At 45.9% G+C, this 14,180-nt stretch carries 17 protein-coding genes; 3 read left to right on the forward strand and 14 right to left on the reverse strand.

The genetic code is table 11. From position 1 onward, the window contains the following. Positions 1 to 61: 61 nt before the first annotated feature. From QFZ48_RS05515 to QFZ48_RS05530, 4 genes are all read right to left on the reverse strand, one after another. Complete coding sequence (locus QFZ48_RS05515) at positions 62 to 1,081, reverse strand: retroviral-like aspartic protease family protein (RefSeq protein ID WP_429045127.1); 1,020 nt, start codon at positions 1,079 to 1,081, stop codon at positions 62 to 64. Positions 1,082 to 1,220: 139 nt separating this feature from the next. Beyond that, positions 1,221 to 1,724 (reverse strand): DinB family protein, encoded by a 504-nt coding sequence (locus tag QFZ48_RS05520; protein WP_429045125.1) that lies wholly within the window; start codon positions 1,722 to 1,724, stop codon positions 1,221 to 1,223. 71 nt (positions 1,725 to 1,795) lie between these two features. Beyond that, positions 1,796 to 2,488 carry a helix-turn-helix transcriptional regulator gene (locus QFZ48_RS05525; RefSeq protein ID WP_429045123.1) on the reverse strand — a complete coding sequence of 231 codons (693 nt, stop codon included), beginning with the start codon at positions 2,486 to 2,488 and terminating at the stop codon, positions 1,796 to 1,798. 29 nt (positions 2,489 to 2,517) lie between these two features. After that, positions 2,518 to 3,177: a suppressor of fused domain protein gene (locus tag QFZ48_RS05530; RefSeq protein WP_429045121.1), complete on the reverse strand. Its 660-nt coding sequence runs from the start codon at positions 3,175 to 3,177 to the stop codon at positions 2,518 to 2,520. Between the two features lie 159 nt (positions 3,178 to 3,336). Between QFZ48_RS05530 and QFZ48_RS05535 the strand changes: the two genes are divergently transcribed. Continuing rightward, on the forward strand, positions 3,337 to 4,176 hold the full coding sequence (locus tag QFZ48_RS05535; RefSeq protein ID WP_429061472.1) for an alpha/beta fold hydrolase: 840 nt from the start codon (positions 3,337 to 3,339) through the stop codon (positions 4,174 to 4,176). Between the two features lie 16 nt (positions 4,177 to 4,192). On the opposite strand, the gene QFZ48_RS05540 is transcribed toward QFZ48_RS05535, so the two are convergent. Next, positions 4,193 to 4,801 carry a TetR/AcrR family transcriptional regulator gene (locus QFZ48_RS05540; RefSeq protein WP_429061474.1) on the reverse strand — a complete coding sequence of 203 codons (609 nt, stop codon included), beginning with the start codon at positions 4,799 to 4,801 and terminating at the stop codon, positions 4,193 to 4,195. A 67-nt stretch (positions 4,802 to 4,868) separates the two neighbouring features. Between QFZ48_RS05540 and QFZ48_RS05545 the strand changes: the two genes are divergently transcribed. Further along, positions 4,869 to 5,063 (forward strand): hypothetical protein, encoded by a 195-nt coding sequence (locus tag QFZ48_RS05545; protein WP_429061476.1) that lies wholly within the window; start codon positions 4,869 to 4,871, stop codon positions 5,061 to 5,063. 1 nt (position 5,064) lies between these two features. Next, the gene (locus QFZ48_RS05550; RefSeq protein WP_429061478.1) at positions 5,065 to 5,442 is read left to right on the forward strand and encodes a hypothetical protein; all 378 of its coding nucleotides are present in this window, start codon (positions 5,065 to 5,067) and stop codon (positions 5,440 to 5,442) included. Between the two features lie 3 nt (positions 5,443 to 5,445). Here the strand turns inward: QFZ48_RS05550 and QFZ48_RS05555 are convergent, their stop codons facing one another. From QFZ48_RS05555 to QFZ48_RS05595, 9 genes are all read right to left on the reverse strand, one after another. Continuing rightward, positions 5,446 to 5,943, reverse strand: a complete 498-nt coding sequence (locus QFZ48_RS05555; protein WP_429061480.1) for a DUF1772 domain-containing protein — start codon at positions 5,941 to 5,943, stop codon at positions 5,446 to 5,448. Positions 5,944 to 6,021: 78 nt separating this feature from the next. Next, positions 6,022 to 6,768 (reverse strand): hypothetical protein, encoded by a 747-nt coding sequence (locus QFZ48_RS05560; protein WP_429061482.1) that lies wholly within the window; start codon positions 6,766 to 6,768, stop codon positions 6,022 to 6,024. 8 nt (positions 6,769 to 6,776) lie between these two features. Then, a complete protein-coding gene (locus QFZ48_RS05565) occupies positions 6,777 to 7,382 on the reverse strand; it encodes a hypothetical protein (protein WP_429045111.1) in 606 nt (201 codons plus the stop codon). 175 nt (positions 7,383 to 7,557) lie between these two features. After that, on the reverse strand, positions 7,558 to 7,989 hold the full coding sequence (locus QFZ48_RS05570) for an SRPBCC family protein (protein WP_429061484.1): 432 nt from the start codon (positions 7,987 to 7,989) through the stop codon (positions 7,558 to 7,560). Between the two features lie 122 nt (positions 7,990 to 8,111). Beyond that, positions 8,112 to 9,284, reverse strand: coding sequence for a sialidase family protein (locus tag QFZ48_RS05575; RefSeq protein WP_429061486.1), 1,173 nt, complete (start codon positions 9,282 to 9,284; stop codon positions 8,112 to 8,114). A 2-nt stretch (positions 9,285 to 9,286) separates the two neighbouring features. Then, positions 9,287 to 10,516 carry an MFS transporter gene (locus QFZ48_RS05580; RefSeq protein ID WP_429045105.1) on the reverse strand — a complete coding sequence of 410 codons (1,230 nt, stop codon included), beginning with the start codon at positions 10,514 to 10,516 and terminating at the stop codon, positions 9,287 to 9,289. 10 nt (positions 10,517 to 10,526) lie between these two features. Beyond that, on the reverse strand, positions 10,527 to 11,663 hold the full coding sequence (locus QFZ48_RS05585; RefSeq protein WP_429061488.1) for a kelch repeat-containing protein: 1,137 nt from the start codon (positions 11,661 to 11,663) through the stop codon (positions 10,527 to 10,529). Further along, positions 11,660 to 12,577 (reverse strand): dihydrodipicolinate synthase family protein, encoded by a 918-nt coding sequence (locus QFZ48_RS05590; RefSeq protein ID WP_429061490.1) that lies wholly within the window; start codon positions 12,575 to 12,577, stop codon positions 11,660 to 11,662. Before QFZ48_RS05590 ends, QFZ48_RS05585 begins: the two co-directional genes overlap by 4 nt. A 22-nt stretch (positions 12,578 to 12,599) precedes the next feature. Further along, positions 12,600 to 14,171 carry a RagB/SusD family nutrient uptake outer membrane protein gene (locus tag QFZ48_RS05595; protein ID WP_429061492.1) on the reverse strand — a complete coding sequence of 524 codons (1,572 nt, stop codon included), beginning with the start codon at positions 14,169 to 14,171 and terminating at the stop codon, positions 12,600 to 12,602. Positions 14,172 to 14,180: the final 9 nt, after the last annotated feature.

Below are 14,180 nucleotides of genomic sequence, written 5' to 3' on the forward strand. Positions count from 1 at the left end.
ACCTTTTCAAAGGTAAGCATTCTTCCAAAAAATATAAATATGGAAGAACATGACCACAGCGTTATTTCTCTAAAATCAATTGATTACTTTGGTTATCAATAGACCAGCGCCGGAATTTGTTAAGAAAAGTTTTGCCGAGCAAAAAGGTATCTGTTTCTTTAGAGGCACCAATAACGAGGTTATTAACGGTGAATTTACCCACCTGAACATTGTTGATCCTGTATACATCACACAAAATCTCCTTCCCGCTGGCAAGGGTATATGTTTGCTGTCCCAGGAAATCATTGTCGGAAACCAGTTTTAATTGAAGCAATTTATTGATCATGGTATCTGACACCAGCATGTCAGTGGCGCCGCAATCCAGCATCCACACGTTTACGAGCGGTCCTATTTTTACTTTCAGCTTCGTCATGGCGCTTACGGTAATTACATCAATAGAATCGATTCTCCTGTTACTGGTTACATCCAAGCTATCGGTCGCCCTCCAGGAAGTGGTAGGGGATACTTTTTTATAGGGATACCCACCGCAACGATAGGCAATTTCATTAAATAACATGGAATTGGGATCGTTCATATCTTTAATGGTTTGCGCATTTATTTTCCGCTTTGTCATAATAGATACCGCACAATCACAATATGGATTTATCCTGCTTTCATCCAGTTTCTCCTTTTGATTCCCGCGAATATAGGCGGCCATAGAATCACGATAAGCTAAAATCTGAGCGGGTGAGAAAAAAAGATTGGTCTGGGAAATATCTTTGTAACATTGATCAATGCGAGCCTGAAGCAGGGTATCTTTTTCTATAAGTTTAGCCAGTGAAAAATTAGGATACAAGCGCTCATACTCCTTTATCTTTTTCATAGGAAAATACCCGTCGATCGCGTCTACCTGGCAATTACAGATCTGAACGGCCTCTTTATTTGAGGCATCCGCTTTCATCCCATTTATGCAACGCCAGAACAGCGTACTTTTCGACCAAACAATTTTCCCCTCCCGGGAGCGGACATATTGCTCACCATCCGTAAACTGGGCAGATACACTACCTGCGATAAAAAGTAATATTAAAGTAAGAAAACGCATAAACAGATGCTATCAGTGTGGAGGCAAGTTAATTAAAAGTGTTTAAAGCAAAGAGATTCGTACTCCCCGATGCCGGGAACAAGATAAAAAGCCCCTGCAAATTTTCATTGCAGGGGCTACACCGTTTTGGCAGGCGCTTCTATTGCTGCTCCTTTCTTACATTAAAGAAGAGATAGTCTGTCCCCGGGGCATCCGTTATCCCGATACTTCTGCCGATAGTAACTATCTGTCCCCTGTGATAGGTGCCATGATTAACAAAATGTTGTATATACTCATAGCGGGATTGGTTGGCTTCAAACCAGGGACTTACCACTTTTATTTTTTCCACTAAATCATTCCGGGAAAATGATTTTATCTGGTTTGCCAGCACTTGCGACCTGTTAATGAGTCCCTGAAAAACTTCGTCCGCGTTGAGGTCTTCTATGCCATAACGATTTATAAAGTCTGTTTGCTGGCAAATAATGGAATACCAATATTCTTCCATTCCCCAAATGTGATTCAAGGTTTTGAGGATGCTGGAAAAACTTGACGGCGACTCCTGGTTCAACTGTTCCGTTGTTTTATTGGACAACCAATCCACAAACTGTTGGTTTACCGACAAATTATAGCCGGCATAATTTGTAACTAAATTTTGCAAATCCATTTTTATTCATTTAATGTTTAAGCAAAATTATGTGGGGGTATTGACAGCCCTATGTCAAGGGTAGGAAGGGGTTAGTAATATTTATCAAAATATTCCTGCAAGGTCATTTTATGAGGGGTAAACTTTTCAGACAGGGTTTCCAGTCGTTTAATCCTGTCCAGGCGAAAATACCGGAACTCTTTGCGTAAGCGGCACCACGCTACCAATAACCAGTTCTCCTTTGTGTTTAATAATGCAAAAGGCTCAATCAACCTGCTGGTCACTTTGTTGGCTTCATTGGCATATTCAATTCTTGTTACATAAAAATTGGTAAGGGCAAACTGCAGATCAGATAAGTTATTACTGTTCCTTTCCCTGTTGAGGTTCTGGTCAAACTGTGTCCGTTCTGCCAGGAGATTGGCTTTATCTTTTACATTATGTCTTAATACCGCTTTTATTTTTTCGATGGCTGCTGAATAATCTTTAATGAAAGAAGCATCCTTGTTTTTCAGGACTAACTGTTCTGCAAGAATCAAGGCGTTGGCCTGGTTCTCCGTAAACATAACGGGCGGAATCCGGTACCCTTCCATCAGGGAATAACCTCTTCCTTCTTCTGTCAGGATTGGAACGCCTGCCTGTTCCAGTGCTTTAATATCCCGGTAAATGGTTCTGTTGCTCACCGAAAATTTACCGGCTAATTCTGCTGCCGTCAAAAGCCGCTTTGTTTGCAACTGGGTTAAGATGGCAGTGAGTCGCGACAACCGCTTTGTATCATTATCAATCATTATCGAAATTTCCCGGCATTGAATTTTGTTTATGATTTCCTGTTCAGATCTGTTATCAGTAGAGGGTTATCTTTTTTCAGTTCACTGATCAGCGTAGCCACTTCGGTAGTAGTAGGATTCCGCATCAGTCTTTCCAGTTCAGCATTTGTTATGCCCACCAGTTGCAGGAAAGACACTTCGCCGTGTGGCGTTTCTATTCTTCCCAGTTCGGGGTCGAGCGCCAGCACAAAAGCGGTTATCTCTGTTTGGGTATCGAGCCGTATAGGGCCTTTAGCTGGTATAAAATGATTTTCTTCAAACCATTTTCCGCTATTAAATACATACCGCGCAAGGTTGTTCATTACATGAACGGCCCACAGCGGGTCATCCTTATCTTCCGCAAATGGTTTCAACCGGAAGGTAAATTCAAAGCCCCATTTGCTGAACTCACCACCAGCCTTGTCCTGGTCGTAGTACAGCTCCGACATGCCATAACTGATAATATGCCTGTGGTATTCATGTTTGCTGGAATCGTAAATGCTTGCGCCATCGATGGGGTCAGTACCTCCGGCCATAAAGTGTATGCCACAGAGCGGTCCGTAATGACGGGGTTCGGTTTTACCGTACACCGTTTCCAGGGCACTGTCTATTGAAAGCCATCCAACGGGATCATCTTCCCTGAATCTTTGTTTGTACTCTTCTGCTGTCATAAGAATAGTAGGTTAATGGCTCTAATATAAGCCAAGTTGTGAAAAAAGCCATGCCCGTATGTTGATTTTATTGTCGCAATTGCCCTGCAAATTGGCATTTTTGCACCCATCAGGATCGCGTGTTTTGATGTAGGTTTACCCTATCAAAATACATATCATATGCAACGCACATCCATTATTTTTATACTCTTATTAATCGTAACACATTTGCAGATAAATGCACAGCAAAAACAAACGGGCCACTATGCAGCGGTGAATGGCTTAAAGATGTATTATGAGATCCATGGCAGCGGGGCGCCGCTGGTACTGCTTCATGGCGGAGGTTCTACCATTAAGTCTAACTATGGTGCCATCCTTCCGGAGCTGGCAAAAACACACCAGGTAATTGCCATAGAACTGCAGGCGCATGGTCATACGGCCGACATCGACCGGCCGCTGAGCTTTGAGCAGGATGCGGATGATGTGGCCGCTCTTCTGGGGCAACTGCACATTGCCAAGGCTAGCTTTATGGGTTTCAGTAATGGAGGCACCACTGCGCTGCAAATTGCCATACAGCATCCGGAGCTGGTAAATAAACTGGTACTGGCCTCTGCCCTTTTCAGGCGCGATGGTACACCTCCCGGTTTCTTTGATGGCTTTAAAAACACTACTCTGGACAATATGCCTCCGCAGCTAAAAGAAGCGTACCTGGAAGCTAACCCTGATCCCAAAGGACTTGAAGCGATGTTTCACCGGGATGTGGCAAGGATGGAAAATTTTAAAGATATCAGCACTGAAGATATAAAAAGTATCCAGGCGCCGGCACTGGTGATAAATGGTTACGCAGAGCCTATACTGCCGGAACATGCGCTATTATTAGCACGCACTTTGCCCCATGCGCAACTGGCGATTCTACCGGGCGGTCATGGCGACTATATCGGAGAAATTTGCGCACCCGATAAGCAAAGTAAAATACCGCTGCTGGTTACCACCATGATTACAGCATTTCTTAAAGAATAACAGGGCGGAGAAAGAGTTACTCCGCCATACGTGCCTGCGCTGACGGTGTGAGGTAAGGATAAAACATGGCGGAGAAAATTTTACTATAATGTTTTATCGCCTGGCTTCCCCTCAGCTTCCCGGTTAATTCATTATTCGACAACCAAAAATCTCCCATAATAAATATCTGCGTTACCAACGACTCCCAGATACTTTCCGGAAAATCGGTCCGGAAAATCCCTGCTCCTTTCAACTGGCCGAAAATAATAAAGAATTCTTTTTCCCGGCGTCGTGTGAGCGCATAATAGTCTTTCCTGATGGCAGGCACGCGCAGGCTTATCTCCACGAAATGTAAAAATATAAAACGGTATTTATAGGCCAGCTCCAGCGAACGGACAGAAAAATCCTGGAGCGTATCCAGTGTAACGGGATTAATTAATTCCAGTTCCGAAACCAGGGCATCAAAACCGGCGGCCAACTGCTCATAAAGCGTCTTTACGATTTCATCTGTTTGCCTGAAATGATAATGCAGATTCCCCGGGCTGATGCCCATTTTTGCCGCAATATGCCTGCTGGTAATTGTGTTTACACCCTGGCTGTTGTAAAGTTCCAGCGCCGTTTTGAGAATATTTGTCCGCGTATCCATAATCAAATTTAGAACAATTGATCTAAAAATAATAATATTTAGTACATTTGTTCTAAATACCGATAATATGAATAATGACCCGGATGATCTGCAGGAGGAAGACAAGCCTTTACTGCAAAGATTAAGGAACAGCATTCTTCCTGTTAAATCAACAGATGCCACACCCGTAAAATTGTTGAAAGACAGTGCGTTTTACCTGTTTGCCGTAATGGCGTTACTTGTTACACTGCTGCTCGGAGGCGCTATTATGTTTGTATTGTAAAATGAAACGCTTACTTGATCCGTTATTCCTAAGTTACTGCGGACTATGGAGTATCATGCACCTCTTCCGGTATATGGAGCATCCGGTTCCGCTGCTCAACGGACACCTCACCGATTTCATGGCGGTACCTGCTATAGCGCATCTTGCGCTTGCTTTTACGCGTAGCTACATTGTCCGCGACGAAAGTTACAGCTATCCAATTTCTTACCTGCTGTTTATCGCACTATATATGTCGGTTGTTTTTGAATGGGTAATGCCACAGTTTTCTGCTGCCTACACCGGAGATATGTGGGACGTGATAATGTACTTTGGAGGAGGACTATTTTATTATTATGTACATGAAAAACGGATTACATTAAAGGGAAAGATGCTTTCCTGATACTCATCTCAAACCAATACACCCCGCCACCATCAATGCCACCGTACCTACAGCCGCCACCGTCCGCACCATATTCAACCGGTTCCATCGTTCCTCGAACGCTGCCCGCTGCTCCGCCAGCTGCCCCGCAGAAGTAGCGGTAAGATCCGCTTTGTCCAACGCATTATTGAGCGGAACATTGCCGGCGATCGTCACACCAAAAACGCCAATAAAATAAACGAATGTAGCTCCTAATACACACCAGCTTCCAGGCGACACTGAATAACTGAAATATGCCCAGGTGCAAACAGGCAATAAAGCAAGGGAGCCTAAAAAAGAAGCAAAAAATACCGGATTGAGGATAGCCCGGTTGATAGATTGCATGGCCGACAAATAACCGATATCAGATAACCGGCCAAGCCCCGGGTTAACAGAACAGGAATAGGCGTAGAAAAGGCCTCCCATCAATGCAGTGGAAACAGCCGTAATTCCCAATAAAATCTGCAGGAAAGTAAGTCCCATGAATGAAAAGTTTAAATGACGTGGACAATATATCTTACATGAAAATATAACATCCCCCTCATATAAACTATAACTGATTTACCAGCTGAGCTCCGTCAAACTCACTGTACCACTCATGTTTAGGTTCTTTATTAAATTGGGGCTACAATACAATGATCTGAGAGACCGTAATCCACGGATTTTCAGGGTCGACAAAAACATATTGTCATCGAGGTCCACCTTCTCCAGTTTTTTCAAAGATGTAAGATCAATGGAAGAAATATTATTATTGTTCAGATTCAGTTTTTTCACCCCCGATCCTTCCGCCACGAATTCTACCAGGTTATTATACTGCAGTTCTACATTTTCCAGGTTCGGCAGGTGACTGAAATTCACTTTAAATAAAGCGTTCCGGTACATCTTCAGGTCGTTCAGCTTATTAAGCCCGGTGAGATCCAGCGCACGGATCTTATTATCATTGAGGTACATGGTTTCCAGGTTGGTGAGGCCCTTCACGCGTGCATACTCCATGTTGTTATTAGCGCCGTAAATGCTTCTCAGGCTGGCCATTCCTTCCAGGTCCAGTGTTTTGATCTGGTTATCATAAAAACCAAATTCCTTGAGGTTGGTAAAACTTTTAATACCGGTAAGATTGGCAATACCAGCGCCATTTACATACAGCCGGGTCACCTTCTGGGCTTCTGTTGCCTGTATCTCCCCGTCGTTGTTGGTATCAAAGCCCTGGTTGATCAGCGCCGCTTTGAAATTGGCATCCGGAATTTTGACGGTTTGTGCCTGTATTTGCAATGCCATCAAAAGAACAGCAAATAAGAATATCTTTTTCATGGCTCTGTTTAGTTACTGATAACGGTATTCACTACTTCTCCCTCTTTATTTACTTCTACAAATCCGGCTACTTCATCTTCTGCTTGATAATAATAAGAATAGGCATTATAAATAGGTTCAGACCTGACTTCATTGCCGCTGTATACGTTGTAAAAGGTACGGGTACCGGTGCGGAGGATAAGATTCTTCTTCCGCTCATACTCAATCCAGGTAACGAGATAATACTTCCCCGGTTTGAGTTCTGTAAATTCAAAGTTACCCTGGTCATCCAGGTAGCGGCCTTCTATGCGGTAAGTGAAGGCGTCGTTAGTCATGGAGGCTTGTTTCTTTCCTTTGTTGTACTTCTTCTTCAGCTCAAGAAACTCAGTAAAATAAGGGGTTACCGGAAACAGGATGATATTATGGCCTTTTGTGGCAAAATTAACTTTGCCTTTCTTTTTCAGAAAAGCATTACCCCGGATGGTAGCAGTGCCGGGCTCCAGTAACTTGTTGGTAGCCGCCTCATCGAAGGAAGCAGCAGGGAGAATATATTCCACTCCTTTTTGCGCAGATGCCGTGATGGAAGCCGATGCAAAGTATAACATACAACCGATCAGCAGTGATTTCCGGTTCATAACAAGTTCTGTTTTTAATATTCCAGCACATGATAACCATGGGGGAAATTATACCCCAAAAGACGGAATACCATGGCAATTCAGCAATACCTGCAAACAGTCATTTAAATCTACCTGGATACAGGTATAAAAAAACCGCATGGATCCATGCGGTTATATAGCTTTCCGGAGATGACTAAGCCAGTGTTTCTGTATATTTTTTGAAATTATCCAGGATAGCCTGCCAGCCGCCCTGTTGCATTTCAACGCTATGGGTGTCTTCTGCGTCAAAGGTTTCTGTAACAGCGGTGGTGTCGCCGGCAGTGGAGAAGGTCACCCGTACTGTTCTGCCATCACCCATGGTGTAGGTAATGAGTTCGTGTTCCGTCACTTCGTCGTACACGCCACCGAAATCAAAACCAAAACTGCCGTCTTTAGCTTCCATCCGGGTTTCGAACTTACCACCCGGGCGCAGGTCATTTACAGACTTTGGAGAGTGCCAGTCCTCTGAAGCAGTATTCCACTTAACAATATGTTCGGGTGCATTCCACAACTCCCATACTTTTGCAACAGGTGCATTAATGGTTGCGCTTACCGTGACTTTCGTTGTGTTATTAGCTGTTTGCATGTTTTTAAGATTTAAATGTTAACCGTTATTGTTAATGCAAACATAGCATGAGTATTTTATTCCCGGCATGGCTGAATACGACAAAATAGTGTCGTATTTGCGACAGCCGCCGCAATACCGGTTTACTTCCAGTTTACCACCGTAAATACAATGGAAGAATAGTGGTCCTTTTCATACAGCACACCTATTTTCTTCCTGCCCAGCTGCACAATGTCAGAGTATGCCGCGTAGCCATATCCGGCTTTTTTTGAGCCATCCCCTTTATAGATGATATAGCTTTTCTTCCAGGTGCGCCCGTCGTCGAAACTGATGCGGAGTGTGAGGTTATCCCTTTCCAGTGAATCGGCAGCATTGCAAAAGGCGAGTATATTTTTGCCTTTAGAAGTACCTATGTCCAGGATGCTGCCCTGGCATACGGCGTCTACCAGCTGATGGTCAAAATAAGTGGTATCCCAGGTAGCGCCGCCATCACTGCTGACAGACACGATCCGCTCCTTCACATCCTTTGCCTGGTTACGGCTGTTCATCATCAGCTTATCGCCGGAGAGTTGAGCAGCCATCGATTCATTGCTACCGGGCAAATTAATACTGTTGCCTAAATGAAATGTTTTACCATGATCATCGGTGTAGTACCCATGTGCCACATAATGCCGGGCGCCGGGCAATGCTTTACCAGCAGTGTGATTGGCAGCAATAAAAATTCTTCCTTTAAATTTCCCCTCAGAAAACTGCATAACATGGCCAGGCGTATTGGCGTAATAGCGCCAGTCTTCCGCAAAATTAAACGCCGGGTCAATATCAGGTTGCTTAGGACGATGCACCTGCAACGTAATATCCACCGGCGCCGCCCACGTGCGACCGCCATCCGCAGAGGTGATATAATAGCAATGCTTTATTCCTTTGCCTTTAATAATATCTCCCTCCTTATGTGTACCCGTGTTGTAAAAAAGAAAGACCCTGCCCTGCGGATAGGCCGGATCGGTAAGATCAACCACCGGCGCGGGATTGGAGAGTTGCAGGTTATCGGCGCCTGCCACCACCTGCATGGGTGACCAGGTTTTGCCTTTATCCTTACTGCGTTTCATCACCATATCAATATCCCCGAAATCGTCCATCCCGTTTACACGGCCTTCTGCAAAAGCCAGCAAATCGCCATCGGGCAATGCAATAATTGCAGGGATGCGGAATGTTTTATAACCATCTGTTCCGGAAATAAAAACGGGTATTTCTTTTTGTTGTGCATAGGTAGTGCCGAGGCACATCAGCAGCAGCACAGTCATTATCTTTTTAATCATCATTATTTATTTATCAGGTCAATATCATTGGTTTTCGGACGCAAAAAACATAGTTGAATAATAATCGCCACCAGTACGATTCCCGCCAGCATGGCAAAGCTTTGCCCGAGGTTGCCCGCATCCGTGGAGCGTCCCAGCAGATCGGTGATAAAAGCGCCGGCAAATACGCCGGACATATTCAGTAGCCCATAGGCAGTAGCCCGGTATCCTGATGGTACAAACTGGCAGAGGATAGGCATGTTATTGCCATCAAACATACCAAAGCCCACACCAAACAGCACGGCCGCTCCCATTATGTGCGCCAGGCTGTGTCCCAGCCCTATCAGCAGCAATGCAGGGATGGTCAGCGATAAGCCGATGGCGCTGGTGTAAATTCTTCCCTTGTTATTTTGCTGTACCCACTTGTCAGATAATATGCCTCCGAAAATTACCCCGAGGAAAGAAGAAGCCGCGATAGTTATGGTAGATAAAGGGCCTGCGGCCGACATATCTATCTGTAAACTTTCAGAAAATAAAGTCGGCAGCCAGTTTTTGATCCCCCAGCCAGGTAGACTCGGAATGGCAAAATAAAACAGGAGTATCCAGAAAGAAATATTTGTCATCAGTAATCCAAACCCTTTCAGAAAAGGCGGCCGCTCCTTTAGCGTATCCGGCGGGCCTTTCACGGCTTCCCTCAAACATACGATCAACACCAGGGAATATACAATACCAATGATGCCAAACGTATGAAAGGTAGCATGCCACGAGAACCTGGCGGCAATAGTAGCGCCAAAACCGCCAAGCGCTTGTCCCATGTAAAGCCCGGTCATATGAATGCCCACAGCCAGCGACCGGGTGGCAGAGGAATGGAAATCTGCTATGAGCGACAGTCCGGCCGGTATATACAACGCCTCGCTAACGCCCATCACCGCGCGTAACCAATACAGCTGCTGAAAAGTAGTAGCATAGCCCATGGCAAATGTTACCCCCGACCACACAAACAGGCTGCCCACAATCAGCCATTTCCGGTTAAGCCTGTCCGCAATAATACCCGACAACGGGCTCATAAATCCATAGATCCATAGGAAGATGGCCATCAGGTAGCCAAAATTCGTGGCCGATTGCAAAGCCGCAATATCCGCCTGCATGGCGGGTTTCATGGTCGACAACATCTGCCTGTCCATGTAATTCAGCAATGCTACTACCCATAGCAATCCTACTACTACCCAGCGATAACTTCCTTTATTGGACATGATACTCAGATCAGTTGAAAAATAATTTACCCGAAATTATCACCGGCGTGCGCACTCCCGCTTTTATTTCCCCGGAAGGAATCATGATCACCCCGTTCCACAGCAATGCGGTGGTGGTAACAGGTCCTTCCATCGTTAAAGCGTTTGTTGCTTTCCATTGGCCGGTGGTGGTGTTATATAGTAATACTTCTTTTGTGAATCCCGGATGTGTATTCAGCAACGCCTTCTTTTCATTTGTCAGCGCTTCTTTCCTGATGGCATCAGTAGCCGCACTGATGGCGGCATTCAGCGCTTCCATCTTACTGAATACGGCTCCTTTGTCGCCGCTGAAACACAGGATTTCATGATCCCCCACGGCGAGCCCCGTGCCTGCGGATACAGGGTAAGGCAGCGGATTTTTCCGGGTCCATGCTTTTGTATGCAGATCATAGCGGTAAGTGGTATTAAAAATATCGCTGATGCCGTTACTGTTTTTCCGTCTGCCTCCGACCAGGTACACGCCGCCATCCTGTACCGCCATTACAGCATGGGAAACGGCCACCGGTATATCTGCCAGCGTTTGCCAGGCAGTGCCCGGCGTGGATACATCCAGCGAAAAGAATTTAGCGGAGGGACCGTTCACCGATTCGCCACCGGCTATATACAGCGTATGCTGATAACAGGCGCCCGATAAATTGGTGAGCGCTACCGGTAATGATGGCAGCGATGTGAAAGTAATTTCACCGGCAGTGTTACATGTTAGCAACGTTACTTTATCCGTGGGACCGTGATCATTTTCACCACCTGCGTAAATAAGGCCTTCCGGCATGCTCACATTGGCGCTATACGCCAGCGGTTGCGGCAATGTTTGCCGGCTTACCACACCCGGCAGCACATTCCCTTTTCCATCTTGCCGGAAAATATAAATGTCCTGTTTATAATTCTTTATACCGCCGTTCCACGGCATGGCCGCCGGGAAATTGGCGCCGCCGGCCACGATCATTATATCATTACTAATGCCTGCTACCGGCCCGGCTACGCCGGGTTGCACCGGTTGCCCGGCAGCAGGCGGAAGTACTGCCGCCACAGACCATTGCACATTTCTCACTTGGGCGTTGATATTGTTCACCGTTGTCATCATAAATATCGAATAAAGCAGGTATTTCATGAATGCTGTACTTTCTGAAAAAATGAAATGGCTTCCAGCTCTTTATACAATTTATCGTATTGCGCGGGAGTAAACGTGGTTAAAGGCAGCCGGCATGGCCCCAGGTCCCAGCCTAGCATTTTCATAATCGCCTTCTGCGCCGGTATAGGCGGGTATTTTGCAAAGATCCTGATCGCCTCTACCATGAATAAATGCTGTTGCTGCGCGGCTTTTATATCGCCTTTTTCAAAATACGCTTTTGTTTGCAGATACAGCGGTGCGGCAAAGGTATACGTGCTGCCGATAGCACCTTTCGCGCCCACAGCCAATGCAGGCAGCAACAATTCATCGAATCCGAACAGCACATCGAAGCGACCGTTCTGATAATTAAAACAGGATTGATATTCCTGGATGGTGGAAGAGGTGTATTTGATCCCTGCCAGGTTGGGGATCCTGTCGCCGGCTATTTCCAGGAACTCCATCATATCCATGCCTACACCGGTGAGCGTAGGAATATGATAATAATAAAAAGGCAGTGCAGGCGCGGCAGCGGCAATATCCGCCATGGCATCGGCGAGCACTTGTACCGAAGTAGGTTTAAAATAAAATGCGGCCACCGAGGAAAAGGCGTCTGCTCCTATGGAGGCCGCATGGGCGGCCAGCTTCCGCGATTCGGCGATGCTGCTGTGACCAACGTGCACAATGATCAGCAACCGCTTAGCGGCTGCTTTTACAAATGCTTCTGCTACCTGCATTCTTTCTTCGGTGGTCATGTTAGGACCTTCGCCATTACTGCCGCAAACAAATATTCCTTTTAAGCCGTCTTTTACCAGCTTATCGGTTAAAGCGGGTACCAGCTCCAGGTTCAGGGAGCCATCCCTGTGAAAGGGAGTAAATGCGGCTGCGATCAGTCCTTCAATATGTTCATGCTTCATGAAATGATACTTTTATATTGGGTTATTCGGGTTTCGAAGTAGCGTAACCAGGCGTTTGGTTAACGAGCAAATCGGTGGTCCATACGTTGGCATCGATCGGCCATAATATTTTATATGCCTGTGTGGCTTTATTCAGCACGCCAAAAGGATGGCCTGCATTGATAAATACCAGCGGTTCATTGCCGTATTTCATTCTGCGCAAATCGTACCAGCGTTTGCCTTCATGTACAAACTCTTTACCGCGTTCTGCGAAGATGGCAAGTTCATTGGCATCTTTAGACGAATTTACGAAAGGAGCCGGATCAATACCAGGGCCGCCGAAGGCACGGTCGCGCACGGCTTTGATATAAGGCGACGGATCGCCCCCTTCTGCATTCACTATTTCTGCCAGCATCAGCAGCCGGTCGGCCTCGCGGTAAACGGGCCAATCGTCGGAGAAATATCTCTTTTGTGTTACGGCATCAAAAGCGCCGAGGAATTTACGTAATACGGTGTTCCGCACTTTCACCACGGGGGTTCCACTGGTTTTATCTACTTTATAAAAATCGTAGAAGGTGGCCACTTTGCGCTGGTCCAGGTTATCATAAGCCTGGAATAATTTAAAGCTGTAACGGTAACGTTGAATGATCTGTTTTGAATTTACCTGTCCGATGTTCAGCGGATCCGTGAGCTTTGGCCCCGAGGCGAGTGAATCTGCGTACCAGTCCTGCGCCATACCGGGCAGGTCGTAAGTAAACAATGATACGCTGGACATTTCAGCTTCGTTTACCATGAAAGAAATCGCAAAAATGATTTCGCTATTTTTTTTGTTGGCATAAGCAAATACGTCGCTGAACTTTGGCAACAAACTGGTACCTGTTACAGCATTGAGCGCAGATTTTGCGGTGGCCAGATCCGCCGTGTTACCATACACCCTGGCTGACCATAAATATATTTCGCCTTTCAGCATTAATGCTGCCGCCGGCGACCATTGTCCTTTGGATTTTGCCGCTGCCATACCAAAATTAGTGACCGCCTTATCCACATCCGACTTCACCGACGCCAGCACTGCTGCTTCCGTAGCCCGTGGCATGCGCAGTAATACGGGATCTGTTACACCGTTAGCCACATCAGGAGTTAACCGCAGCGGCACACCGCCATAAGTACGTAACAGGTGAAAATAGTAATAGGCTCGCATGGCATATGCCTGGCCAAGCAGGTATTTCTTTTTATCATCTCCCAAAAAACTGGCTGCTTCCACTTTTTGTATAAAGAGATTTATTTGTAAGATGGGTCCGTAGAATCCGGCCCAGTTGTTCACACCGGAAACGTTTTCTTCCAACCGTTGCTCAATAAGGGGACTTTCCTGCAACGATAATGAAAAAGCTTCTTCCGTGGTAAAGCCACCACCGCGCATTTCCCCCAACCGGAAGAATTGGAACTGGTCGTTGCGAAACTCATTATGCAAGCCTGTCATAAAGCTGGTAATCTGTGCTTCATTCTTCCAGAAGTTAACATCTCCGAAAGAATCTTCCGGCGACAACTGCAATGTTTTTTTACAGGAGCTGGCAGCGGTTACTATCAGTGCCAGCAGGAAAATATATGTTGTTTTCATGAGTGCTGA

Source organism: Chitinophaga sp. W2I13, from assembly GCF_050434005.1.
In the GTDB taxonomy this organism is placed as follows: domain Bacteria; phylum Bacteroidota; class Bacteroidia; order Chitinophagales; family Chitinophagaceae; genus Chitinophaga.

Coding starts and splice junctions, on each gene's coding strand:
- QFZ48_RS05515 (WP_429045127.1), bottom strand. CDS start 1,081: ATGCGTTTTCTTACTTTAATATTACTTTTTATCGCAGGTAGTGTATCT.
- QFZ48_RS05520 (WP_429045125.1), bottom strand. CDS start 1,724: ATGGATTTGCAAAATTTAGTTACAAATTATGCCGGCTATAATTTGTCG.
- QFZ48_RS05525 (WP_429045123.1), bottom strand. CDS start 2,488: ATGATTGATAATGATACAAAGCGGTTGTCGCGACTCACTGCCATCTTA.
- QFZ48_RS05530 (WP_429045121.1), bottom strand. CDS start 3,177: ATGACAGCAGAAGAGTACAAACAAAGATTCAGGGAAGATGATCCCGTT.
- QFZ48_RS05535 (WP_429061472.1), top strand. CDS start 3,337: ATGCAACGCACATCCATTATTTTTATACTCTTATTAATCGTAACACAT.
- QFZ48_RS05540 (WP_429061474.1), bottom strand. CDS start 4,801: ATGGATACGCGGACAAATATTCTCAAAACGGCGCTGGAACTTTACAAC.
- QFZ48_RS05545 (WP_429061476.1), top strand. CDS start 4,869: ATGAATAATGACCCGGATGATCTGCAGGAGGAAGACAAGCCTTTACTG.
- QFZ48_RS05550 (WP_429061478.1), top strand. CDS start 5,065: ATGAAACGCTTACTTGATCCGTTATTCCTAAGTTACTGCGGACTATGG.
- QFZ48_RS05555 (WP_429061480.1), bottom strand. CDS start 5,943: ATGGGACTTACTTTCCTGCAGATTTTATTGGGAATTACGGCTGTTTCC.
- QFZ48_RS05560 (WP_429061482.1), bottom strand. CDS start 6,768: ATGAAAAAGATATTCTTATTTGCTGTTCTTTTGATGGCATTGCAAATA.
- QFZ48_RS05565 (WP_429045111.1), bottom strand. CDS start 7,382: ATGAACCGGAAATCACTGCTGATCGGTTGTATGTTATACTTTGCATCG.
- QFZ48_RS05570 (WP_429061484.1), bottom strand. CDS start 7,989: ATGCAAACAGCTAATAACACAACGAAAGTCACGGTAAGCGCAACCATT.
- QFZ48_RS05575 (WP_429061486.1), bottom strand. CDS start 9,284: ATGATTAAAAAGATAATGACTGTGCTGCTGCTGATGTGCCTCGGCACT.
- QFZ48_RS05580 (WP_429045105.1), bottom strand. CDS start 10,516: ATGTCCAATAAAGGAAGTTATCGCTGGGTAGTAGTAGGATTGCTATGG.
- QFZ48_RS05585 (WP_429061488.1), bottom strand. CDS start 11,663: ATGAAATACCTGCTTTATTCGATATTTATGATGACAACGGTGAACAAT.
- QFZ48_RS05590 (WP_429061490.1), bottom strand. CDS start 12,577: ATGAAGCATGAACATATTGAAGGACTGATCGCAGCCGCATTTACTCCC.
- QFZ48_RS05595 (WP_429061492.1), bottom strand. CDS start 14,171: ATGAAAACAACATATATTTTCCTGCTGGCACTGATAGTAACCGCTGCC.